The organism is Spirosoma areae (assembly GCF_054781775.1).
Genome location: NZ_BAAGTT010000026.1, coordinates 18,950 through 41,779, shown reverse-complemented (window position 1 = coordinate 41,779; position 22,830 = coordinate 18,950). Strand labels below are relative to the sequence as shown.

The window sequence follows — 22,830 nt, the reverse complement described above, 5'->3', positions numbered from 1 at the left end:
TTACCCAAAAACTTACAATTGCAAACAAAAAAAGTTAACTGCCCGTTAATTTAACCTGACCAGAACCATCTATGCCCACTGTCAAGCAAATACCCTCTCTCAAAACAACAGATACCCCCCATCATTCAGTCACCCTCACTGACCTTGAACGGGATAGCTGGCAACAACTCGCGTCGGCCATCGAAGAAGAGCAGGACCAGTTTAAAACGATGACCCTGGCCACCTGCACAGCGAAGGGAGCCGACGCCCGGACGGTGGTGCTGCGCCAGGTCGATACCACCCTAAACTACGTCTGGTTCCATACCGACGCCCGGGCCGAAAAGGTAATTCAACTCGAAGCGTTTCCAACCGCCATGCTGCTATTCTGGGATGAGACGCGGCAAATTCAACTCCGGCTGACGGTTGAAACCCGGCTTCATACCGACGACCACATAGCCGATGAACATTGGCAGGCGCTTTGGGTGGGCAGCCGCAAAATGTATCTCTCCGCGCCCGCGCCCGGCAGCGAACAGCCCGGCCCCTACCCTGGTTTTCCCGAGCATCTGGGCAATGAGTTACCCTCGGAGCAGGAGAGTGAAGCGGGTCGCAAAAACTTCGCAGTAATTGAATGCCGGGTGCTGGCGATGGAATACCTGCACCTGAGCCGCAGTGGACAAACACGGGCGCGGTTTCAGTATGAACCCGAATCCAAAAAGGTGTGGCTGGCGCCGTAATCAGGCTACGCTACACGCTACACAATGCAATACAGTTAGTCTGACTACTTGCGCCGGGTTTTAACCCGGTGTCGTACTAAACAACCGTCACGAAATATCCAGCACGGCAAACTGGGTGAACGTTACGTCGAAACCTGCGCCATCGGGAGCGGCTGCCATCAGGCCGATTTGTACGGGACTATCGGCGGGGAAATACGCCAGCCGCAGCATCTGGTAGGTGAAATCATCGAACGAATAATCAATGCGTACCGCGTCGTTTTGCCGGGTCAGCCGTAAATACACCGACGACGGATTATGGAGTTGCGGGCAAACCGACCAGTCCGAAAACTCGCGCGTGACTACGGCGCTGATATGCTGCTGCTCATCGACATACTCGATGCCCGTTTTGATCCAGTTGCGTTCATCGAGCCGGATCATCAGCCCTGCCTGATCGTACTGGTTTTTATACTGCCCCGTTACGTGTACACTCGCTACGAAATCACCCGCCTGTTCCCGGTAGTAAAAATGCCCATTATCGCGGACAAAATCGTAATGCGTTATACGCCAGAAATCAGTATCATTTTCGACACGCAGGTAAACCTGATCGCTATCCTCCGACCAGATTTGTGGTTCATTGTACCAAGTCATAGTTACTGGTTTTGGCGAAAATACAGAAATGTTGCCAGTAGCGATGCGATTAAATCCGGCAGGAATAGAAAACAGCCTGTTGCCAACAAACGTTTAGCTGCCAACTGAGTTTAGCGTGAGACGTTCAACTTACTGAATAGCCAATGGCAATCAACAACCGCGCCTTCAACTACGACCTCGACTACCAAAATCTGAACCTGCGCGAACAGCCTGAACTCTACCGCGTGGGCAAGGGTGAGCAGGGTTGTTAGTGATAGATTGCTTTTAACAACGGTACTTGAACAATATGGCTATGACAAAACCAAATTCTGACTATTACGGCATCGACTTTAGGGAACACCCGGAGAAGTATAAAGTAAAGATTGGTGAAATGGGTGTTCTAACAGCCATGCCATACAAAGCTGAGATTCTCCCCTACTGGCGGTTCAAGACGCCGGAAATTGCCCGCGAGTCATCCGAGAAAATTTATCAGTTATTTCTGGCCTATAAAGAAAACGGCGACTTCATCGGCATGGATATGGCCAGGAAGTTTTTACAAATGGGATACACACGTGCCAGGCGATACGCCAATCACGCCAGCGGCCAAAAATACGACGGCCCCGTTCCTACCGACAAAAAAGGCCAGTCGGGCGCACACGGGCGCGAGCAACTCCCCCGTGTGGAAGACCCCATGAAAGCCGAATCGGCCCGGATTTTTTACGGCAAATATCTCGAAGCACGGGAAGATGCTGAGTACAAACGGATGAAAAAGGAATGGCAGCAGAAATACGGGTAATATGCCCAGTCTGCTATAGCGGTGTATCTTTGCAGCAGAGTCGTTAGTTAATTCATACCGTTAATCTACTATCGACTGATGACTGACGACTAACCACTGACCTATGCAACTCCTTGACGGTAAGCTCCTTTCGGCACAAATTAAACTCGAAATTGCGGCACAGGTCGCCCAGATTCGTGAACAGGGCGGCAAAATTCCGCACCTCGTAGCCATTTTGGTTGGCAACAAAGGGGCGTCGGAAACCTACGTGGCCTCGAAAATGAAAAACTGCGAAGAGGTCGGCATGCACTCGACGCTCATTCGCTTCGACCCGTCGGTTACAGAAGACGAACTGCTGGACAAAGTCCGTGAGGTGAACACCAACCCCGATATGGACGGGCTGATTGTGCAGCTCCCCCTGCCGGCCCACATCAACCCCGACCGCATCATGGAAACCATCGACCCGGCCAAAGACGTCGACGGGTTTCACCCCATCAACATCGGGCGGATGGCCAAAGGATTGCCCGCCTACATATCGGCTACGCCACAGGGCGTGCTGGAGATGATTAAACGCTACGACATCAAAACGGCCGGTAAGCATTGCGTGGTCGTGGGCCGGAGTCAGATTGTGGGGTTGCCCATGTCGATTCTGATGCAGCGCAACACCTATCCGGGCAACTGCACCGTTACCATCACCCACAGCCGCACCCAAAACCTGCCCGAAATTTGCCGCTCGGCGGATATTCTGGTGGCGGCTCTCGGCAAACCGGAATTCGTTACCGCCGACATGGTGAAAGAGGGGGCCGTTGTGATCGATGTGGGCCTGGAGCGCGTGCCGGACGCCAGCAAGAAAAGCGGTTTCGCCCTCAAAGGCGACGTAAAGTTTGATGAAGTAGCCCCAAAAACGAGTTTCATTACGCCCGTTCCCGGTGGCGTTGGCCTGATGACGATCTGCTCGCTGATGCAGAACACCCTGAAAGCCGCGCGGGGCGAGGTTTATTGAGTCGACTGTTCGCCGAGGGCTTCGGCAGGTAGATCAGCGAAGAATTCATGGAGCGGAACCTCCTGTTCTCCGGCTATGCGGACATGTTCATCTGCTTTCTCGTAAATCGTCTCCGTCCAGGTATTGGCTATGTTCGTTCGACGAAAAACGGTAACGGATATGTCGAAGCGGTCTACAAATATTACCTCCTGCAAACTAATGACTCCCTGATATTTACGCAGTTTATGATTAAAGTCGTAAGCTGCCGTTGACTCGGACAGCACCTCTATAACAAAATAAGGGTTCGTAATGATGGCCGTTGAGTCTTTCCGAAATATAGGTTTACCTTTTACAACCGTAATATCAGGATTATAATACCCTTTGCCTTCCTCCTTCAGGACGCCAACATTACTACCTGCCACAAAGTATCCTTTTCCCTTTAAAATTCGGCGAAGAATATCACCGACTGCCATAATCAATACCTCGTGATAAAATGCGGCTAAGCCCATAATAATAATCCGTCCGTTATGATACTCAGCCCGGTAGGGCGTATCGGCCAGAAATTCCATAAAATCATCCCACGAAGCTGGAATAGCAACTACGCCCCCGGCTTCGAGTCGGGCTACCTGTTTACCATCCAATTGAACATGAATTGCCGCTTCCATCCCCATCTCATTTTTCATACAACTATGTTAGTATCAAACATAATGACAATTTCTGAATTTATGTCCGAAAAATACCGGCTCCTTCCTTAACAAACTTTAACAGCCCGCCCCAACCCGGTCGGGCTGCTTTTTACGTAATTTTGGCCTGGTCCCGGCGGTTACCCGCCGAATTGGCCACTACTTACACAAAAACAGTCCGCTAATCTCATCCGTATGCAATCATTCAAACGCCTGAATACCCTCACGGGCTGGGCCGCTTTCGCTATCGCGCTGTTTACCTACGCGAGCACCGTTGAGCGCACCGCCAGTTTCTGGGACTGTGGCGAGTTCATTGCGTGTTCGTTCAAACTTCAGGTGCCGCACCCGCCGGGTGCCCCGTTTTTCCTGCTGCTGGGTCGCATTTTTTCGATGTTTTCCTTCGGCAACCTGACCAACGTAGCCTATTGGGTCAACATGGCGTCGGTGCTGGCCAGTGCGTTCACCATCGCCTTTCTATTCTGGACCATCACCATGCTGGCGCAGAAGTCGTTGGGCAAACTGGAGAGTGAGTACTCCACCGGCGACACCCTGCTGGTTATTGGCACGGGGGCGGTTGGCGCGCTGGCGTACACCTTCTCCGACACGTTCTGGTTCTCGGCGGTCGAAGCCGAAGTGTACGGCATGTCGTCGTTCTTTACAGCCATTGTGGTGTGGGCGGCTTTCAAATGGGAGCGTATCGACGACGAAGCAGCCGCCAACCGCTGGCTCATTTTAATTGCCTACCTGACGGGTCTGTCCATTGGTGTTCACTTACTGAACCTCGTGACACTGCCCGCGCTGGCCCTGATCTACTACTTCAAAAAATACCCTAAACCAACCTTCTGGGGGGGAGCCGCTGCGTTTGGCATTGGCCTGGTTATTCTCGGCATTATCAATTCAGGCATCATTCCGGGCCTGCCGGGGATGGCGTTCGTTGTGGAGCGGTTCTTCGTGAACACGCTTGGGCTGCCCTTCAATTCGGGGATGTTTTTCTTCATCATCATTTTTCTTGGGTCATTGGTCTACGGCATTATCTGGTCGGCCCGAAGCAAGCGGGTTATCTGGAATACGTCTCTGCTGTCGCTGGCGTTTGTCCTCATTGGTTATGCCTCCTACATGCAGGTGCTGGTGCGGGCCGATTTCAACCCGCCCATCAACGAAAATGATCCCAGCGATGCCCTAAACTTCCTGTCATATCTGCGTCGGGAACAATACGGCAGCCGCTCGCTCCTGTATGGACCTGTGTTCACAGCCCGGCCCGTCGACCAGAAACCCGGAGCCGCCATGTGGAAGAAAGAAGGCAATAAATACGTTGTCTTCGACCACCAGCCGGAGTATGTGTATGCGCCCGGCGACCAGATGCTGTTCCCCAGGGTATATAGCAATCAGCAAAATCACCCGCAGCTTTATCGGCAGATGCTGGGCCTTGCCGAAGGGCAGAAACCAACCATGGGCGATAACCTGAGTTATTTGTTCAGCTACCAGTTGGGCCACATGTGGTGGCGATACCTGATGTGGAATTTTGCCGGGCGCGAGAGCGATGAAGAAGGCGCGGGTTACCTGCTGCCCTGGTCGTCGGATCAGAACGCGCCCGATTTGCTGAAGAACAACAAAGCCCGCGATAATTTTTACATGCTGCCGTTTGCGCTGGGCCTGTTCGGTATTGCGTTCCAGTACTTCCGCCGTCGGCGCGATTTCCTGATTGTAGGGCTGCTGTTTTTGTTTACCGGTATTGCCCTGCAAATTTTCCTGAACTCCCCCCCATCGGAACCGCGCGAACGCGATTACATCTACGTTGGGTCGTTCTACTTCTTTGCCATCTGGCTCGGTTTGGGCGTGATGGCCCTGGCTGAGGGTCTCCGCAATACGCTGAAATCAGACATCGCCCGGAACGGCCTGGTCGCCGGCGTGTGTCTGTTGCTGCCGGTGATGATGGGCATGAAAAGCTGGGACAACCACAACCGCGACAAACGCTATCAGTCGGTCGATTTTGCCAAGAACCTACTTAATTCCTGCGCGCCAAACGCGGTCCTGTTTACGGGTGGCGACAACGATACGTTCCCGCTCTGGTATGTGCAGGAGGTCGAAGGATTCCGGCGCGACGTGCGTGTGTGTAACCTGAGCCTGCTCGGTACGGAGTGGTACATTCAGCAGATGAAGCGCAGGGCGTATGAATCGGACGCCCTGCCAATTTCACTGGAATTTAATAACTTCAACAAAGGCAAAAACGACATTGTGCCCTTCTACGAAGTACCGGGCGTGAAAGGAGGCATCGACCTCAAGCAGTACATCAACCTGATTAAGACCAACAACCCGGCTATTCAGGTGCCACTGACGAACGGCGACATGACGAGTGTGCTGCCCTCATCGGTGCTGTTTCTGCCGATTGATAAAGCGGCTGTCGATCAGGCTAATTTCGTACCGGCCGCATTGCGCCCACTCATGAAAGATACGCTTCAGTGGACCATCGGCAAGAAAGATCTCTACAAGCCCGACCTGATCATGCTCGACATGATTGCCACCAATAACTGGAAGCGGCCTATTTATTTCTCCAGCACACTGGCGAACGATAACTACCTGAGCCTGAAGAATTACATGCAGTTGGAAGGCTATGCCTATCGGCTGATGCCGGTGGCGGTTCCGGGCGCTACGGATGGCTACGTAAATTCGGACGTGATGTACACCAACATGACCAAAAAGACCTTCTGGCGCGAGTTCGACAACCCGGATGTCTATTACGACGAAACCTACAAAGGTCCACCCGTGGTGTCGGCCCGGATTGCGTTCTTCCGACTCGCCGACCAGTTGATCCGCGAAGGCCGGAAAGACAAAGCCCGCGACGTACTGAATTACTCGCTGAAGGTCATTCCCGACAAGAGCATTCCATATGACCAGATTTCGTCGAACTACGTGCGGTTCCTGTTTGAAGTAGGTGACACCAAAAAGGCCCTTGAAATTGCCGACATCATGGCCAGCCGTGCCGACCAGGCCCTGGCCTACGATAAGAGTGGCAATGGCAATCGCTTTGGCAACCCCGACTCTGACCTGTATATTCTGCAAACCATTGTGGAAGCCTGCAAGGAGGCCAAACAAACGGCAGCCGCCAGCAAATACGAAGCCATCTTCCAGAAGCATATCAATGCCTTTGGTTGAGTAGGCTTACTGCCCAGGGTTAGTCCAACAACGGCCCGCTCACTGACAAGCAGTGAGCGGGCCGTTGTTGGACTAACCCTGGGCAGATTAAGAAAATAGCCGCCCCAAATCTGCCTTGAATTAGTTATGGGTATAGCAGATTGATGGTTGAGTTAAGGCCCGACAATGGCTCTCAGCGACCTGGTAACCAACCAATCGTTTGGGCGACCCCGGTTGATTGCTATCGCAGAACATTTCCTAACAATTTGTTTAACAGGCCGGTTTACGATTACCTGGCTTCCGCATAATGTTGGCGTCAGCCTTGCTCAACGACCTATGCCTGCAGACTTACCAGTAGCACCTGACCTATCGTCAACAGAATCGTTTTTATTCAGCAGAACACCCCTCTCGCCCAATCTCCAGGTGTCGGTTATTGTACCGGTGCGCGACGAAGCCGTTCACCTAACCCAAACACTGGATGCCTTACGAAAGCAGGTTGACGCCACTGGAACGCCACTTGATCCAGCCCGCTATGAAGTCCTGTTGCTGGCAAATAACTGTACGGATAACTCCTACCAACTGGCCGAACGCTACCAGCGTCAACACCCGAATTTCCCCCTGCGGCTGGCCCAGATTCAACTGCCCACGCCACAGGCGAACATTGGCACCGTTCGGCGACTGTTGATGGACGAAGCCTGTCACCGGCTGCTTACCGCTGGCAACCCGGATGGCATCATTGCCTCTACCGATGGCGACACAGTGGTGGACAGCCAATGGCTGTGGTACACCATGACCGAAATAGCTTCCGGTTGCGACGCGGTAGCAGGCCGTATTATGGCCTATCCCAACAACAATCCCGCGCGGCTCTTTCACCTGCGGGATGTGACGTACCGGCAGTTGCTGGCACAGGCTGAAGCGTTGCTCGACCCCAGCGCTCATGACCCCTGGCCCCGCCATTTTCAGCATTATGGGGCCAGTTTAGCCGTAACCTGTCGCATGTACCTACAGGCTGGCCGATTGCCAGCCGTACCTTACCTGGAAGATGAAGCGTTTTATCAGGCTTTGCTGCGGACCGACGCTAAAATCCGTAAAAGCCCATCCGTAAAAGTATTTACCTCAACGCGGCTTCGGGGGCGCGTAGCCGTTGGATTTTCCGAGCAACTGCGTTACTGGACTGAGATGCACAATGAACAGAAAATCCAGTTAGCCGAGCCGCCCGGTGCCTGGCTAACTAAATTCCAAAATCGGCGTCGGTTGCGGGTACTCTGGCAACTCCCGCAATCGCCCCTATCTGGCAAAACCCTCAACACCATCGCGCGGGAGTTGCGTATTTCGGAAGGCTGGCTACGGCAACAGCTATCGACCTGCCTCTACTTTGGCCAGCTTTGGGAGAATATAGAAGCCCAAATGCTAAACAAAAACTGGACCGATCAATGGCGGCCTATTCCCATTACAGACGCTATTCGGGTACTGCGTGCTCATCTCCGCCTGTTACCTGCACCTACGGTTTTATCAACAGATCGAGCCGGTACTGCTCAGTCCGCTGGCCCAGCAGGTGTTGCAACGGCTGCCCCGATGTGGTCAACTCCAGAAATGACTCATGTACCTGATCGCCCGTTAGCGGGTAATCCGGCACGAACGGCGTCCAATGCACCAGCAGCAACTGACCTTTTGGTTTTAGATGATTGACCATCAGGCGCTGTGTGCACCGGAGATCGGCCATCGTCAGGTAATACCCGACCTCCGACAGCAAAATCAACTCAAACGATTCGTCGGGAAATTGATTCGGTATGCTCATCTGCCGAACGGTTACCTGCGGAAACGGGGCCAGCCGCTCACGGGCCTGATTCAGAGGCAGTTCACTGGCGTCAACGGCCAGCAACTTGTCGCAGCGCGGGGCCAGCATCTGGCTCAGCACACCAATGGAGCAGCCAATTTCAAAAACGTTCGCATACCGTTCCTGAGGCAGGGCAGCCAGCGTAGCTGCGTACTTGTCGCGCTCATAAGTACTGGTGGCAAACTGCCAGGGGTCGTTGCTGGCCCGGTACACATCGTCGAAGTAGGCTTGAGGCAGGCTGGTCTTCATGGGATAAAAAAAACTTCGTGAGGAATCCTGAAATACCGTAATAAATCCGGCGACAGGTAAAAAGCCGTCGGGTCATCATCAATCAGGTGCGTCACCTGCGACCGGTGGGCAGCAATGGCCTGCTGTTTCAACTCCATAACTGAGTCGATAGCCAGACTGCGGGCGCGGACTTCGTGTGGGCGGGGCTGGTCCTGTGCTGTACCCAATTCCCATAGCCAGATTGGGTATTCGATAACCGTGGGTTTGGTCGGCATCTGCTCAACAGCCGCCTGCGTCAGGTGCCACGAAGCCCGGTGGTCGGTGTGGGGATCGCGTCGCCAGGGTATCAGCATGGTCTGGGGAGCGATGGCCATCAATCGGTTATGCAGATTGGTGACTGCATCGGCAAAATCCGGCTGGCCGGGCGCGGGCACCTTCGTATCGACCAACCGCATGAACTGCACGGCATCCGGCTCCACGCCGAGGATGTGCAGCGCAGCAAGGGCCTCGCGCTCCCGCAGCTGCCGAAGCCGTTCGGGTGGATACTGCCTCGAGTGCGGATGCGACCGGCTGCCATCGCTGACGAACACGACGTATACGGACTGGCCCGTTTGCCGCAACAGGGCGATGGCACCGCCACAGCCCAGCGATTCGTCGTCGGGATGCGGGGCAATAACGACCGTTGTGCCAACTTGTTTCAGCCAGTCATCGCCGACCGGTTCAACATTGCGGTCAAAGAAATGGGTTTGATCAACGCCAGAGATCATGCGTTCGGGATGGATTATGGAGCACATACTGCCCAATATCGGTGAGGGTTGCATCGGGCGCGGGCTGCCGCAGATACATGCTCAAATCCCGGTGAATGCGCTCAAAGGGCAACGGACGCAACAGCCCGCGTGCGCCCACCGAGCGTTCGGCTAATTGCAGGGTTCGCAGACAAATGTCTTCGATAGCTGTGCGGGTCATGTTGGCATAGGCCACAATCTTGTCCGCTTCCGTATGATGAGCCAGCCAGGCATCTGTTTTGTCGCCCGCCGAGGTTAGCCACTGATTTCCTGACTCGATCAGGTACGCCATTTCGGCGATGCGGGCTTTCTGAAACGGGTCGTCGGTGCGGTTCAGGTTCGTTAAAAAAGAACGGGTTTCCGCCAGCAGCGCTTCGGCCGCTCCGAGCTGAACGGCCGCAAAGCGAATGGCGCCCCCGCTGAAATACGGCTGCCGCAGGTAGTCGCCCGGCCCGCCCAGCAGGTCATGTCGGGTCAGTTCGACACCCGTAAAATCCAGCCTGAAACTGGCCGACGCCCGCATACCCAGCGGCTGCCAGAAACGGGCATCTTCAGGAATAGGTATCACCCGCTCCATTGGGATGATGCACATCTGCCAGCCCGACTGGTTGGAGCCGGTCAGTTCGCCGGTGACGACAGGCCGGTTAATCCAGCCCGCGCCGGAACAGAACGTTTTGCACCCTTCGAGCACGTATCTATCCGGTCCAACAGCGTGAATGCGGACCCCATTGCCGGCCTGGGTGTTCCAGACGCTGAACAGCCGATGGTGGTCTGCCACATCGGCGTAGTACGTTGCCCGCTGCGCCGGTGTGCCGAACAAATGAATGAGATAGAGTGCATTGATATGCCCTTCATACACCCGGCCAACGGCCAGGTTACCCGTACCAATTCGTTTGAGAAGTTGCAGCAGGTGACTTGTTCGCGGCTGGTCGAAATCAAGTTCCCGATTTGGCAGGGTGATGGCAAATAACCCGGCTTGGGCCAGTTCCGCAAATTCCATTTCCGGGAAACGCCCCTCAACATCGCTTTGCGGGGCCAGGTCAGCCAGCCGATTAACCAGTTGATCAAGTTGCTGACTATCCCTTAGTTTTGGCTGTAGCGAAGTGGGCGATGCCGGTGTGCCTGTCATATAAACCAAATCGGTTAATCAGGTAAAATGTTTACCCCTTCGGGTTGAAATAGATAGCGAGGATACCACACCGGCAACAGCCTACGGCTTGGCTACAACCACCATAGATTGAGTAAAACGACTGTTAGGAGCAGGGATAGTAATCCGGCAATTTTGCTTTATAGTATTATTGACAACGGTTAACCTTTGTTCAGTACCCAAACCTTATTTTCTCAACTCGCTTTAGTTCATGAACATACTCACTAAATCCCTATTTCTGGCGCTGTTTGCAGCCTGCGTAACTATGAATGCCTGTACCTCAAAAAAAGAAAAAGAAACCGACGACCAAACGCCGGGCATCGACAAATCAACTTACGGCCAGCTTCCCGACGGGCAAACGGCTGACCTCTACACCCTACGGAATACGGCTGGAATGACCGCCCGCATCACCAATTACGGTGGTATTATTGTGGGGCTGACAGCGCCCGACAAGGCTGGCAAATTTGAGGACGTAACCCTGGGGTTGGATTCGCTGTCGGATTACGTGAAGGGAAGTCCATTTTTTGGGGCGTTGGTGGGGCGCTATGGCAACCGCATTGCCAAAGGCAAATTCACCCTCGATGGCAAGCCCTACACGCTGTTTGTTAACAACATGGGCAATCACCTGCACGGCGGTAAAGTGGGTTTCGACAAAGTCCTCTGGGCCGCCACGCCCATCGAAGGCGACGAACCCGGCCTCAAACTAACCTATACCTCGAAAGATGGCGAAGAAGGGTATCCCGGCAATTTATCCGTTGAGATTACCTACACCCTGCAAAAAGATAACGCACTGAAGATTGATTATCAGGCCACTACCGACAAACCAACGGTTGTGAACCTGACGAACCATACCTATTTCAACCTGACGGGTGGGGCCAAACGCGACATTCTCGATCATGTACTGACCCTCAACGCTGACCGGTTTGTACCCGTCGACAAAACCCTGATTCCAACCGGCAAATTAGAGCCGGTAGCCGGCACGCCCTTCAATTTCACCAGGCCAACCGTTATCGGCAGCCGCATCAACGACTCAACCGATACCCAGATCAAGTATGGCATGGGCTACGACCATGCCTGGGTGCTGAATAGTGGGGGTGATTCAATGAAGCTGGCCGCCACCGTCTATGAACCCACCAGCGGACGAACGATGGAGGTTCGCACCACCGAACCCGCCGTCCAGTTTTATACCGGTAATTTCCTGGATGGCAGCCTGACGGGCCGCGAGGGTGTGGCCTACAAAAAACGGTTTGCCCTCTGTTTAGAAACCGAACATTACCCCGATTCGCCCAATCAGCCTTCTTTCCCGACCACGGTGCTGCGGCCCGGCCAGACCTACAAAACCACAACGGTGTATCAGTTCTCAGCGAAGAAAGAGTAGGGTTTGCCTTCACTATCTGGTGGTGGGTGATGGTTCATAAAGTGCTTGCGTGGGCGGGTCGCGGGCGTTGGGTTGCAGTCTCAGGGAGTCATCTGTAGACTTCCGTTTTCTGGCGACAGGGCGAACGACTGAATTAGTCAGTTCAACAGAAAAGGCAGCTTCCCACCGACAAAACCTCCAACACGACAATCAGGAATTTTGAATTATCCCCTAAAAACCATTGCGGGTTCAACGCCATTAATTCGCCTGATTGCCAACAACGAACTTAAAACAGCCATCAACACCGTAACAATCAGTAGAGCAATACGGAAATGAATATGAAAAGTCAACAAAATGCCAGCGTTGGCGACCATAATTTTAAATAGTTCCAAAAACAAAGTAGCTAATCCATATCCCATTAGTGCATATAAAACGGCTTGCGTCAGTATCAAACGAGACACATAACTGTTTGTAGCCCCAATTGCTTTTAAGGTTCCGTAATCTTTTATATGGTCTATGACTGTAGAGTACATAGAGATAGCAATGATAAATAAGCCACTGATTACAGCAAAAACTACCATCAACATAAACACGATACCGATACCTGTGTTTCCCAGTACTATATCCACTGTCATTTGACGCAGGTTTTCTTTTTGCCAGGCTCTCACGCCAAAAATGTGTCGGTTTATATTTTTGACGACCGTTTCAGGCGTATATCCTTTTTTTACGTTCACGGTAATCGCACTATATGAATAAGAGGGAAATTTCCCATAGAATCTGGCCCGGTCTAACGTAGTGTAAAGAAAATTAACTGCCAACCCTCGAACTCCTCTGGTTTGGGCTTTGATAATGGCCTGTTTACCATTGATTTCAAATTTTGTTCCTATATCGGTTGTGCCACCGAAAGTCATAGCATCGAAAAAATCAGCACTTACGGCCGCATCCTGTATTAAATCATTTCGGTTGCCCGCTATAATTTTCGACGTATCAGGCCCGGCAATAAACGTTGGGGCTTCGCTACCAACTAAAAAAACGTTCGCATTTTGTCCATCGGCAAATTTGGCCTGTGTATTTACAATGACAATTGGGTAGGCTTTTTCAACCCCCTCAACGCTTTGCACCTCTCGTAAATAGCGGTCATCAATCCGTCCTAATTGATTAGCGTTTCGGTTCACATTGTCAATTACCCACACTTCAGTATTGGTGTTGTTCACTAAGCAACCAATCATATCCATGTGGAAGAACAAAAGCGAAATTTGCTGACCTATCAGGAAAGTGCAAAGCAAAATGCCAAATACCAACCCAAAGGATTTGGATTTATCAAACTTCATAAACCTAAATGCTGAACGTATCATCCCGGTGTTTTTTTAGTGTCGATTCTACACTCAATTCGGGTATTATATAGTAAAGCCTCCGGTTTGGTCAGCAAAATTTTAACTTCCCGAACCCGCCTATCCTCCTGATCGCCAGCCTTTTCTGAAAACAAAGACTTTTTTCGTAAATAAGCCGAAGCATAAATTACGCTTCCAGAGGTTATAACCTGCTCGTTCCCAATTAGATGAATTTCAGCATTCTGTCCGACCTGAATTTTATCTGCAAATAGTTCGTCAACTTCGCAAACTGCGATGGTTTTTCCATCAGGAGCAAATGTAGCAAAGGTGGAAAAAAGCTCAACGGCACCCCCTTTCTGTACCAGAATTTCCAACAGTTGTCCCGAAGCAGGAGCGTTTACAGCTTTTTTTCGCAATTCAGCAATAGCAGTTTGATGCTCTTTCCCGGTTTCAGCAGCTTTTAATTTAGCCAAAGTCACTTCTACTATACTACGTTCGTATTTGTTTTCCTGCGTCAGATATTCGGCTTGAGCATCTTCAAACTGTTGTCGGGTGGCCGCATTTTGTTCATACAAATTTTTCATCCGCTGGAAATAGCTTTGTCGGTTATCGCGTTGAATTTGCGTTTGGCTAACCATGTTCTCCGCTATCCGAATTTGGGATTGCAGGGTAGTAATTTTACTTTTTAGTTGTTGTATTCGAGCCATTTCAACAGCGTTATCTATCTGTAACAGCGTCTCGCCAAGTTGGACTTTAGCCCCTTCATTCTTATAAATTTTTACGACAACCCCGCCCGAATTAACGGCAAGTGACACAATCTTGCCTTCTGGTTCGATTCGGCCAATGCCTACTATCTGATTAACCGTATTAGGCTTAATGACCGGCGTATTAGCAGCCTGAAGGTCTTCTTTTTTTACTGGCGAGCCATGACACGCCCAAAGAAAAAGGAGCAAAGACAACGGGTAAATTTGCGATTTTTTCATGCTGAAAACGATTTATGCCAATGGAGTTTCATTGAACGGTTTTTCTGAAACCTGACCACTACTGACATAAAGTATGCGGTCGGCAAAGGGAAAAAGGCGATGGTCATGCGTCACTACGACGACGGCCCTGTCGGTTTGTGACAAAGCCTTGAGTTCACCCATTACCATGCCTACGCTATTTGTGTCTAATGAAGCCGTTGGTTCATCACAGAGAATTAGTGGCTCATTTGTTACCAAAGCCCGGGCAATAGCTACCCGTTGCTGTTGCCCACCACTCAGTCGTTTGGGCAGGAAATTTAATCTATCACCCAGCCCCACCTTTTTTAATGCTTCGGTGGCTCTTTGTTGAGCCACTTTGCCAGGGATGTTTAGGAGATTGAGCGGAGTCATTACATTTTGTAAAGCCGTATAGGGAGAAAGCAAATTGAAGCCCTGAAAGACAAAGCCGATAGTCTCCAAACGAAGATTTGCTAATTGCTTATAGGTCAGCTTATTAACCTGACTTTGATTCACAATAACACTGCCTTTTGTTGGATAGATGACACAACCGAGTAAAGACAGCAATGTCGTTTTGCCTGACCCCGAAGCCCCAACTAAAAGCGTTAATTGACTTTTATAAATGTCCAGTGTTGTTTCAGCCAATGCCGTTATGATGGTATCGCCTGTTTGGTACTCTTTAGAAGCCCCGATAACCGAAGCAATGATTTCGTTACGCATTTGCCGGAGTAGCGATTAAGTCAGGCAAATGTAGCGGTTTCGTTATAAATAAACAACGTTTTCGTTTTTTATTTTCTTGGTTTTATGCTTGGCCTGTTAAAATAGACCGAAACCGTTATATTTGTCTTATGAGTGTATTGCCATTACTATCAGCCTGGGAAACGTACCAGGATAATCATAAAAATCCTGATTTACAGGCATTTGCTATATGGCTATTGAATACAGAAACACCCAATCGCACTTATCCGACAGAGCACTATGGCGATTATAACCCCTCCATCAACGCTAATACGTTGGTTGGCCACTTAATTGGTAAGTTATATAAGTCTATGAAAATCAATACGAAATATATTTTTAGTGAGATAGATTTAGGTGGCATAGACGACTTTCATTTTTTGGCAACCCTTAAAACCGTAGGCGAAACAACAAAAAAAGACCTTTGCAATCAGACATTGACTGAACAAAGTACAGGGCAGGACATCATTAAAAGGATGGTTAACCAAGCCCTTATACAAGAAGCCCAACACCCGCAAGACAAACGGGCGACGTTGATTCGGATAACTGAAAAGGGGAACGAGAAGCTAAACCTGGCTTTCGAGAAGCTACAAACCATGCCCGAACTAACCATCGGGTTGAGTTTAGAGGAAAAAAAAGACTTAGTAGGCTTGTTGCAGAAAGTGGTAAACAGTATGACGCAAAATTAGCGGGGATGGCCGTTAGTGGTTCGCTCCGCGAGGGCGTGTCTCCGCCGACAGGTTGCAGGCCGCAAGGTCAATGTTTGCAGCTCAACCGGTTTATGGGTGTAAGGGATCCTGCAGGTGTTGGGCGGCTCATTTGAGTCGCCCAACCAGCATTTTTTCACGCTATGTCTGAACAACCCATCACCGAACGGGCTACCATGCCCGCTGGCCACAACCCCATTCTGGAGCGCAGAACGGTGGAAAACGCCAATCGAAACCTGCTGAAATACCTGCGTCCGGGCCTAACCGTGCTCGATGTTGGCTGTGGGTCGGGGGCCATCACGCGCAGCATCGCCGAAAAAACCGGCCCCGCCGGGCGGGTTTTGGGCATCGACACCGGCGAAAAGTTGATTGAACAGGCCCGACAGAATGCGGGCAACATGCCCGGTCTGGCCTTCCAGCAGGCCGATGTATATTCGTTTGACACAACGGAACAGTTCGACCTCGTGACCTGCGCGCGAACGCTGCAATGGCTGGCCCGGCCCGAAGCTGCGCTGCTGAACATGAAACGGTTTGTTAAGCCGGGCGGGCAGTTGGCAATCCTCGACTTCAACCATGAAAAAATTAGCTGGACACCCGCACCACCCGCAGCCATGCGAACATTTTATGACGCTTTTCTGCGATGGCGGCAGGATGCCGGTTTCGACAACGCCATTGCCGACCATGTGAGCAGGCAGCTACGCGGCCTGGGCTTTGAGGACATTCACGAGGAACCCCAACATGAACTATCGCAGCGGAGCAGCCCGGATTTCGCCGTAACCAGCCGGTTATGGGCAGAAGTGGCCGAATTGCGCGGTCCGCAGTTGGTGCAGTCAGGGTACATTACCGAAGCCCAGCGCCTGCAGGCCATCACCGGGTATGACAACTGGATTGCCACCGTTGGCGAGTCGATGGAGGTGTATATGCTGGCAATAGAAGCCCGGCAGGGGGTTTAATTACGCCCAGGCCCGGCGCAGAAATCGAAGCCAGTTGCCGTGCATAACGTTGGCGACATCCTCGTCGCTGTAGCCGCGCTGACGGAGCAGGTCGGGGATATTCTGCAAATCGGCGATGGTATCCAGGTCATAGGGACACTGTTCTTTGCCGAAGGCGCCATCCAGGTCCGAACCGATGCCGATATGCCGGGCGTTTCCGGCCAGTTGGCAAATGTGGTCCAAATGGTCGATCATGACCGAGAGCGTGCAGTTCATCCCTTCGGGGGTCGACTGGCCGCGCACCCAGTTGGGCACCATCATCCAGGCATCCAGAGCGCCACCAATCACGGCATCGCGGGCAATGAGTTCACGAATCTGCTCATCGCTGAACTGCCGGTTATGATTCACCAATGCCCGGCAGTTGTTGTGGCTGGCCCAAACCGGCCCGTTGAATTGCCCCAGTGCCTCCCAGAAACTGTCGTCGCACAGATGCGTGGCATCCAGGATGATATTCAGCCGTTCCATTTCCTGCAGGAGTGCCCGTCCGGCAGCGCCCATGAACCCGGTGGCATCGGTGCCCTGGGCGTAGCGACCCGGCCCGTAGTGAGCGGGCCCGATGGCCCGCAGCCCATACTGATACGCCCGTTCAACATAAGCCGGGGTAATCAGCGAATCGGCTCCTTCAAGGCTTAAAAGATAACCCACCGGTTTCCACGCATTCGGTGCCTCGTTGTTCCACAGCGTCAGGTGATTGTCTAAGCTTGCCAGGTCGCGAATCTGCACCATCTCGTCGGCAGCTTCCATGGCTTCATACCAGCTTCGCTGGGCCTGCGTTTGTGCCCAGGCCTGCTCCAGCGACTGCCAGCCGGGAAGTGGATTGCCGGGGGCAACGTAGCGGGCAATTTGCGTAGCCACTACCAAACCGATGTTTCCCCGGCGCAGGTCGGGCAGTGCGACGGTGGCCTTCGCCCGGTCGGGCTTATCGGTCATGCCCGCTTCCCGTTCGCGCAGGCGGGCAACCGGCTGGCGCAGGTCGCGGTTCCACTCCATCGCATTCATGCTCAGGTCGAGGTGGGCGTCAATGGTGAACATGGTTTTTGCTTTATACGGAAATCATCCGGTCGCGGGCGAGGGTGCGCCATTCGCCGGTAATTGTTCCCTTTTCAATTGGATATGCCCGTTCATACAAGGCAACAGTTGGGCAAATATGGTTGGGCAGGCCATACAGCACGTCGCCAATGCGGAATGAATGACCGGCGCCCGCTTCTACCACCAAATGCTCCTCGCTCTGCCCAATGGGAATTAGATCGGGGGCATTCAGGAAAGTGATTCGCTCGCTTAATTCGCCCTCGGCAGCCACCGATTTATGCCCCACATCTAAGCAAAGTTTGGTCGAATCGGGCAGCGAGATTACCCGCGACACGACCAGGGCTGCTGGCAGAAACGGCTGCTCCGGCAGGGTTGTCTGATAGCCTTTGTCCCAATAGATAAAGGTGCCGGGGCTGCACTCAACGCCCGGACGTTTGGCATGAATGGGAAAGGTAGGGCTACCCCCTACAACAAGAACGGGCTTCATAAACCCCCGCGCCGACAGTGTTTCGCTCAGGAGCTGCACCGGCCAAAAGGCAGCATCGCAATCGGTTGTGCGAACCGTCAGGCTGGGGTTACGCAGGTGGCCATCGTAGGCGTGCAGGCCAACGGGCCGAACACCCGCCAACTGGTTGAGTTCGGCATAAAGCGTGAGCACCGCCCCGCCAGGCGCAATGCCGGTTCGGTTCATGCCCACATTCAGGTCCACATAAACCGGCACAATCCGGCCTGCCATAACGGCCAGTTCGGAGAGTTGGCGGGCCGTTGTCATGTTGTCGACCAAACAGGAAAACTCCGTTGTTGGATACGCTCCAATTAAGTCGAGGAGCCGGTGCATTTTCGCTTCGTTCGGCTGATAGGCCAGCAGCACATCGGGCGCATCAAGCATGGCCAGCATTTCGGCTTCGGCAATGGTGGCGCACTTAAACTTCTGGATGCCGGCATCGATCAGCAACTGGCTGGCCTCCCGCGATTTATTCGTTTTTACGTGGGGCCGCAAGCGGCTGACATCGCTCAGCGCATTTTTCAGGAGGGCAATGTTTTGTTTCACCCGGTCGGGATACACCACTAAGGCGGGCGTGTCGAGTTGGGCGATGTCGTCGATCCAGTACCAGGGGTTTTGTTCCATGGGGTCAAACTAATTCAAAGAGTGCCTCCACTTCAACCGGAATATTGTCGGGCAGTGACCCCATGCCCACCGCCGACCGTACGCCAATGCCGTTGTCGGGTCCCCATACGGCGGCAAACAGCTCGCTGCACCCATTAATGACATAGGGGTGCCGTTCAAAATCGGGTGTGCAATTCACCATGCCCAGCACCTTAATAACACGCTTGACCCGGTCGAGACTGCCCAGATTGGCCCGGATGGTCGATAAGATGGTCAGGCCCGTTTGCCGGGCGGCTAACTTACCCTGCTCGATGTCCAGATCGGCCCCAACACGCCCGATAAGCAGGCTTTTGTCGTCCTGCACCGGCCCATGCCCCGACACATACAGGTATTTTCCGTCGATGAGAAAGGGTTTATAAACGCCCATCGGCTTCGGTGCGGGCGGCAAGGTGAGGCCCGTATGGGCAAAAGCAGCTTCGGGAGACAGGCTATCGGATTGCATAAGAAATCGACGTGATAACAAGTGTGATCTACAACTTTCTTTAACTTGTGCAAACATAACCTTTCCCTCAGTTTGAGAGGATACAGATTCGAGCAATATGTAATTATAAACCAGAAAAAGCGATGAGATCGAACAGACTATTCACAAAAATGAAGACTATAGCGACAGAGTTTACGCTATTTTTAACAGAGGCAGTCAGGGGTAGATTAAAAATCGACGTTGTATGAAGTGACAGGAAGGTATCTGAATTCGCTCCTGCCGCCCCAATCGAATTTCGCAGATTTACTACGGGGACAGGAGAGAGCAGGCGCAATCAGTACCCATACCCGTCGGGAGCATCAGTTAACCAACTGTTTCTCGATTTCTTCCAGCGATTTACCCTTGGTTTCGGGAACCCGAACCCGAACGAACAGGAAGTAAATCAGGCACAAAACGGCATGAAAGCCAAAGGTGAACGGCAGGCCCCAATATTGCTTCATGATGGGAAAGGAGGCCGTTGTGAAAAAATTGGTGATCCATAAGGCCAGCGTTGCCAGAGCCAGCGCATTGCCCCGAATCCGGTTGGGGAATATCTCGGACAGGGCCACCCAGGTCACCGGCCCCAGCGTGGCCGAATAAATGGCGATGAAGGCCAGCACAAAACCAAGCACCCACGGGCCGGGCAACTGCCAGTAAAAAGCCGCCGACAACGCCAGCGCATCTAAACACAGCAGCGCCGAACCGTATTGCAGCAATTTTTTCCGCCCGATGTTGTCAATCGTGCCGATGGCAATGAAGGTAAAAATGAAGTTGATAACCCCAATAATAATGGATTGCAAAAAGGCGGAATCCTGCGCCATACCCGCCTGCCGAAACAATTCCGGAGCATAGGAAAACAGGGAGTTTTGCCCAACGGCCTGCGAGAAAACCGCAATGACGATGCCGACAAAGACAATGGGCCACAAGTCTTTTCGAAACAGATCGGTGATGGACTCTTTGGTTTCCTGCGAAAAACTTGCCTTAATCTGGGTGGCTTCGGCATGGGCATAGCCGCGCCCACCAATGCGACCCAAAACGACCTCCGCTTCGCCGGACCGACCTTTTCGGATGAGCCAGCGCGGACTCTCGGCCACGAAAAACAAGCCGAAAAAGAACAGCAGCGACGGCACCGACTGCGACGAAAACATCCACCGCCAGTTATTGACGCCCGTGTTCAGGAGCAGGTAGTTGGAGAGGTAGGCCAGCAGAATCCCAATCACAATTGAGAGTTGATAAAAGGACACCATCCGCCCCCGCATGGACGCGGGTGAAATCTCGGCGACGTACATTGGGCAGACCAAAGCCGCTGCGCCCACGGCGACTCCGCTCAACATCCGAAACGAGATAAACAGGGGAAAGCTACCCGCCCAACCCGTGCCTGCCCCGGTGAGGGCAAACAAAACGGCGCAGCCCATCAGCAGTTTTTTCCGCCCCAGCGTATCACTCAGCTTGCCGCCAATCAATGCTCCGATGGCGGCCCCCAAATTGATGCAGCCCACCGCCCAGCCCGTTTGAAATTCATCTAACCGGAAGTAGGTCGTAAAAAAGGGAACCGTGCCCGAAATGATGACCAAATCGAACCCAAACAGAACCCCACCCAGCGCAGCAATGGCACTGATGAGATACACGTAATGCCGGTTGATGTCAGCAGGGGTGTTGACGGTTTCCGTAGGCGTTGGGATGATGACGGCCATTGTTTGTTGGGGTTGGCGTTTAGTTGAGTAACGCGGCTTGTTGCCGGGCTGATTTCCGCACAAAACCCCGTAAAGTCGTTAGAGCGACATTAACCGAATTGTAGATGCTCTTCATGGAAATAGCCATCACTTCAGCCGCCTGGGGGTAGGTAAGCCCTTTCATATACACTAAATACAGGACTTCTTTCTGGCGTTTGGGCAGGTTATTCAGCCCGGCCATTACGACCCGTTTCTGGTGTTCGGCCAATTGCTCATCAATCAGAAATTTCTCATACGGCTCAATGATAAACTCGGCTTTGTCGAACAGATAGGCATCGGAATCATACTTGTTTAACCGGCCAACGGTATCCAGCAATCGTCGGCGTAAAGCTCGGTACAGATAAAACCGGATGTTATCCGTGGCTCCTAATCGCTGTCGGTTCTCGTAGAGATGCAAAAAAAGTTCATGCAGACAATCTTCCACCACCTGCCGGTTTCGGATCAGATTATACCCATACCGATACAGGTCTGCCGCGAACAGATCATACAATTGCCCGAGCGCGTTCGGGCCTCCGTGGCGAAATGTATTCCACAGAAGGCTATGCTCGGTGGTCGTGAGTCGATTCGTCATGGTGGATTTACTTCAACGACACATCGGCTTCCTTGCTTAAAAAATCGGCCCCTGCTTCGGCTAAGCCAGCCGCTTCCCAGGTAAGCAGGGCTTCGTCGGGAACGACGTCGATGGGCGTAATGCTCGATAAGGAAGAAGCCGAATCGTTGTAGCCAATGTTGGAAGCCCGGTTGTAGCACGAAATCATCGACCAGCGGGGCTTATCCGACAAATTGGCTTCGGAGCGATGCAGCAGGTTGCTGTGGAAAAACAGAACATCACCCGCTTTTAGCTCCACATACACTAAGTCCATCGTTTGCAGGGCCAGGTCTACATACCGCTGCGACGCGCCCACCTGTTCGCCCGCAAAGCCGTGTTCGACCCGCCCCATTTTGTGCGACCCTTTAATAACCTGCAAACACCCGTTTTCGGGGTTGGCGTCGGTAATGGCTACCATCACCGACATCATCTGGTCGGGCAGCAGGAATTCATTTTTGTACCAGTACCCATAGTCCTGATGCCACTCCCAGGCGCCACCCACGCGGGGTTCTTTCTGCATGAGTTTGGAATGGAAATGGCAAACGGACGCTTCTCCGTCAAGCAGTGCATCGACCGAATCTACCAAACGTTCGCTGCGGGTAAGCAGGCCATACACATCATCGCCGGGTTTGTACCAAAGCGATAGTTTGCTGCGTTTGCCGGTGCTGTCGTTGACATTGATGGCGTGTTTACTGACGGCACTATCCTCAGTGGCAACCTGATACAGTTTTGCCACCTCGTGCTGGTTCAGGAAACCCCTGATAATCAGATACCCATCCTGCTGATACTGCCGGATCTGGTCGGGAGTTAACGATTCGTTTGTCATGTTGATTAGGTATTATGAGGAATAAAAATTTTTCC

Annotated in this window: 22 protein-coding genes and 1 pseudogene; 9 read left to right on the top strand and 14 right to left on the bottom strand. The window is 52.5% G+C overall.

The genetic code is table 11. From position 1 onward, the window contains the following. The first annotated feature begins 71 nt into the window (after positions 1–71). The gene (locus tag ACYVI1_RS13035; protein ID WP_460910718.1) at positions 72–713 is read left to right on the top strand and encodes a pyridoxamine 5'-phosphate oxidase family protein; all 642 of its coding nucleotides are present in this window, start codon (positions 72–74) and stop codon (positions 711–713) included. An 87-nt stretch (positions 714–800) separates the two neighbouring features. On the opposite strand, the gene ACYVI1_RS13030 is transcribed toward ACYVI1_RS13035, so the two are convergent. Further along, entirely contained in the window at positions 801–1,340 is a 540-nt protein-coding gene (locus ACYVI1_RS13030; RefSeq protein WP_460910715.1) for a DUF1349 domain-containing protein, read from the bottom strand. 143 nt (positions 1,341–1,483) lie between these two features. Between ACYVI1_RS13030 and ACYVI1_RS13025 the strand changes: the two genes are divergently transcribed. The 3 genes from ACYVI1_RS13025 to ACYVI1_RS13015 all read left to right on the top strand — a co-directional run bounded on the left by ACYVI1_RS13025 (position 1,484) and on the right by ACYVI1_RS13015 (position 3,097). Further along, positions 1,484–1,591: a DUF4385 family protein gene (locus tag ACYVI1_RS13025; protein ID WP_460910713.1), complete on the top strand. Its 108-nt coding sequence runs from the start codon at positions 1,484–1,486 to the stop codon at positions 1,589–1,591. Between the two features lie 41 nt (positions 1,592–1,632). Then, positions 1,633–2,115, top strand: a complete 483-nt coding sequence (locus ACYVI1_RS13020; RefSeq protein WP_460910711.1) for a DUF4385 domain-containing protein — start codon at positions 1,633–1,635, stop codon at positions 2,113–2,115. A gap of 103 nt (positions 2,116–2,218) precedes the next feature. After that, a complete protein-coding gene (locus ACYVI1_RS13015) occupies positions 2,219–3,097 on the top strand; it encodes a bifunctional 5,10-methylenetetrahydrofolate dehydrogenase/5,10-methenyltetrahydrofolate cyclohydrolase (RefSeq protein ID WP_460910710.1) in 879 nt (292 codons plus the stop codon). On the opposite strand, the gene ACYVI1_RS13010 is transcribed toward ACYVI1_RS13015, so the two are convergent. Continuing rightward, complete coding sequence (locus tag ACYVI1_RS13010; RefSeq protein ID WP_460910707.1) at positions 3,091–3,759, bottom strand: Uma2 family endonuclease; 669 nt, start codon at positions 3,757–3,759, stop codon at positions 3,091–3,093. The two genes, ACYVI1_RS13015 and ACYVI1_RS13010, sit on opposite strands and share 7 nt — an antisense overlap. 195 nt (positions 3,760–3,954) lie before the next feature. Between ACYVI1_RS13010 and ACYVI1_RS13005 the strand changes: the two genes are divergently transcribed. Both ACYVI1_RS13005 and ACYVI1_RS13000 read left to right on the top strand, forming a co-directional pair. After that, on the top strand, positions 3,955–6,912 hold the full coding sequence (locus ACYVI1_RS13005; RefSeq protein WP_460910704.1) for a glycosyltransferase family 117 protein: 2,958 nt from the start codon (positions 3,955–3,957) through the stop codon (positions 6,910–6,912). A 165-nt stretch (positions 6,913–7,077) separates the two neighbouring features. After that, positions 7,078–7,758, top strand: a pseudogene (locus ACYVI1_RS13000) (glycosyltransferase family 2 protein); the annotation flags it as partial. Positions 7,759–8,392: 634 nt separating this feature from the next. On the opposite strand, the gene ACYVI1_RS12995 reads toward ACYVI1_RS13000, so the two are convergent. From ACYVI1_RS12995 to ACYVI1_RS12985, 3 genes are read right to left on the bottom strand one after another with little or no spacing between them, the layout of a single operon-like run. Then, positions 8,393–8,977 carry a class I SAM-dependent DNA methyltransferase gene (locus tag ACYVI1_RS12995; RefSeq protein ID WP_460910702.1) on the bottom strand — a complete coding sequence of 195 codons (585 nt, stop codon included), beginning with the start codon at positions 8,975–8,977 and terminating at the stop codon, positions 8,393–8,395. Then, on the bottom strand, positions 8,974–9,723 hold the full coding sequence (locus tag ACYVI1_RS12990) for a PIG-L deacetylase family protein (RefSeq protein ID WP_460910699.1): 750 nt from the start codon (positions 9,721–9,723) through the stop codon (positions 8,974–8,976). Before ACYVI1_RS12990 ends, ACYVI1_RS12995 begins: the two co-directional genes overlap by 4 nt. After that, a complete protein-coding gene (locus ACYVI1_RS12985; RefSeq protein ID WP_460910696.1) occupies positions 9,707–10,870 on the bottom strand; it encodes an acyl-CoA dehydrogenase family protein in 1,164 nt (387 codons plus the stop codon). The genes ACYVI1_RS12990 and ACYVI1_RS12985 overlap by 17 nt, the downstream gene beginning before the upstream one ends. A gap of 229 nt (positions 10,871–11,099) precedes the next feature. On the opposite strand from ACYVI1_RS12985, the gene ACYVI1_RS12980 reads away from it, so the two are divergent. After that, the gene (locus ACYVI1_RS12980) at positions 11,100–12,266 is read left to right on the top strand and encodes an aldose epimerase family protein (RefSeq protein WP_460910693.1); all 1,167 of its coding nucleotides are present in this window, start codon (positions 11,100–11,102) and stop codon (positions 12,264–12,266) included. Between the two features lie 203 nt (positions 12,267–12,469). Here ACYVI1_RS12980 and ACYVI1_RS12975 read toward each other — a convergent pair whose 3' ends face one another. The 3 genes from ACYVI1_RS12975 to ACYVI1_RS12965 are packed head-to-tail and all read right to left on the bottom strand — an operon-like array spanning position 12,470 to position 15,276. After that, on the bottom strand, positions 12,470–13,576 hold the full coding sequence (locus ACYVI1_RS12975) for an ABC transporter permease (RefSeq protein WP_460910691.1): 1,107 nt from the start codon (positions 13,574–13,576) through the stop codon (positions 12,470–12,472). Between the two features lie 20 nt (positions 13,577–13,596). Further along, positions 13,597–14,559: an HlyD family secretion protein gene (locus ACYVI1_RS12970; RefSeq protein WP_460910689.1), complete on the bottom strand. Its 963-nt coding sequence runs from the start codon at positions 14,557–14,559 to the stop codon at positions 13,597–13,599. Positions 14,560–14,571: 12 nt separating this feature from the next. Further along, a complete protein-coding gene (locus ACYVI1_RS12965; RefSeq protein WP_460910687.1) occupies positions 14,572–15,276 on the bottom strand; it encodes an ABC transporter ATP-binding protein in 705 nt (234 codons plus the stop codon). Positions 15,277–15,404: 128 nt separating this feature from the next. On the opposite strand from ACYVI1_RS12965, the gene ACYVI1_RS12960 reads away from it, so the two are divergent. Beyond that, positions 15,405–15,980 (top strand): MarR family winged helix-turn-helix transcriptional regulator, encoded by a 576-nt coding sequence (locus ACYVI1_RS12960; RefSeq protein WP_460910684.1) that lies wholly within the window; start codon positions 15,405–15,407, stop codon positions 15,978–15,980. A 161-nt stretch (positions 15,981–16,141) separates the two neighbouring features. Beyond that, positions 16,142–16,951, top strand: a complete 810-nt coding sequence (locus ACYVI1_RS12955) for a methyltransferase domain-containing protein (protein WP_460910683.1) — start codon at positions 16,142–16,144, stop codon at positions 16,949–16,951. Here the strand turns inward: ACYVI1_RS12955 and ACYVI1_RS12950 are convergent, their stop codons facing one another. The 6 genes from ACYVI1_RS12950 to ACYVI1_RS12925 all read right to left on the bottom strand — a co-directional run bounded on the left by ACYVI1_RS12950 (position 16,952) and on the right by ACYVI1_RS12925 (position 22,795). Next, positions 16,952–18,022 (bottom strand): dipeptidase, encoded by a 1,071-nt coding sequence (locus tag ACYVI1_RS12950; protein WP_460910680.1) that lies wholly within the window; start codon positions 18,020–18,022, stop codon positions 16,952–16,954. A 10-nt stretch (positions 18,023–18,032) separates the two neighbouring features. Continuing rightward, the gene (locus ACYVI1_RS12945) at positions 18,033–19,148 is read right to left on the bottom strand and encodes a D-TA family PLP-dependent enzyme (protein ID WP_460910678.1); all 1,116 of its coding nucleotides are present in this window, start codon (positions 19,146–19,148) and stop codon (positions 18,033–18,035) included. 4 nt (positions 19,149–19,152) lie between these two features. After that, positions 19,153–19,629 (bottom strand): RidA family protein, encoded by a 477-nt coding sequence (locus ACYVI1_RS12940; RefSeq protein WP_460910675.1) that lies wholly within the window; start codon positions 19,627–19,629, stop codon positions 19,153–19,155. A 338-nt stretch (positions 19,630–19,967) separates the two neighbouring features. Continuing rightward, positions 19,968–21,341, bottom strand: a complete 1,374-nt coding sequence (locus ACYVI1_RS12935; protein ID WP_460910673.1) for a sugar porter family MFS transporter — start codon at positions 21,339–21,341, stop codon at positions 19,968–19,970. A gap of 19 nt (positions 21,342–21,360) precedes the next feature. Then, complete coding sequence (locus ACYVI1_RS12930) at positions 21,361–21,951, bottom strand: RNA polymerase sigma factor (RefSeq protein WP_460910670.1); 591 nt, start codon at positions 21,949–21,951, stop codon at positions 21,361–21,363. A 7-nt stretch (positions 21,952–21,958) separates the two neighbouring features. Further along, positions 21,959–22,795 (bottom strand): phytanoyl-CoA dioxygenase family protein, encoded by an 837-nt coding sequence (locus tag ACYVI1_RS12925; RefSeq protein WP_460910667.1) that lies wholly within the window; start codon positions 22,793–22,795, stop codon positions 21,959–21,961. Between the last annotated feature and the right edge of the window lie 35 nt (positions 22,796–22,830).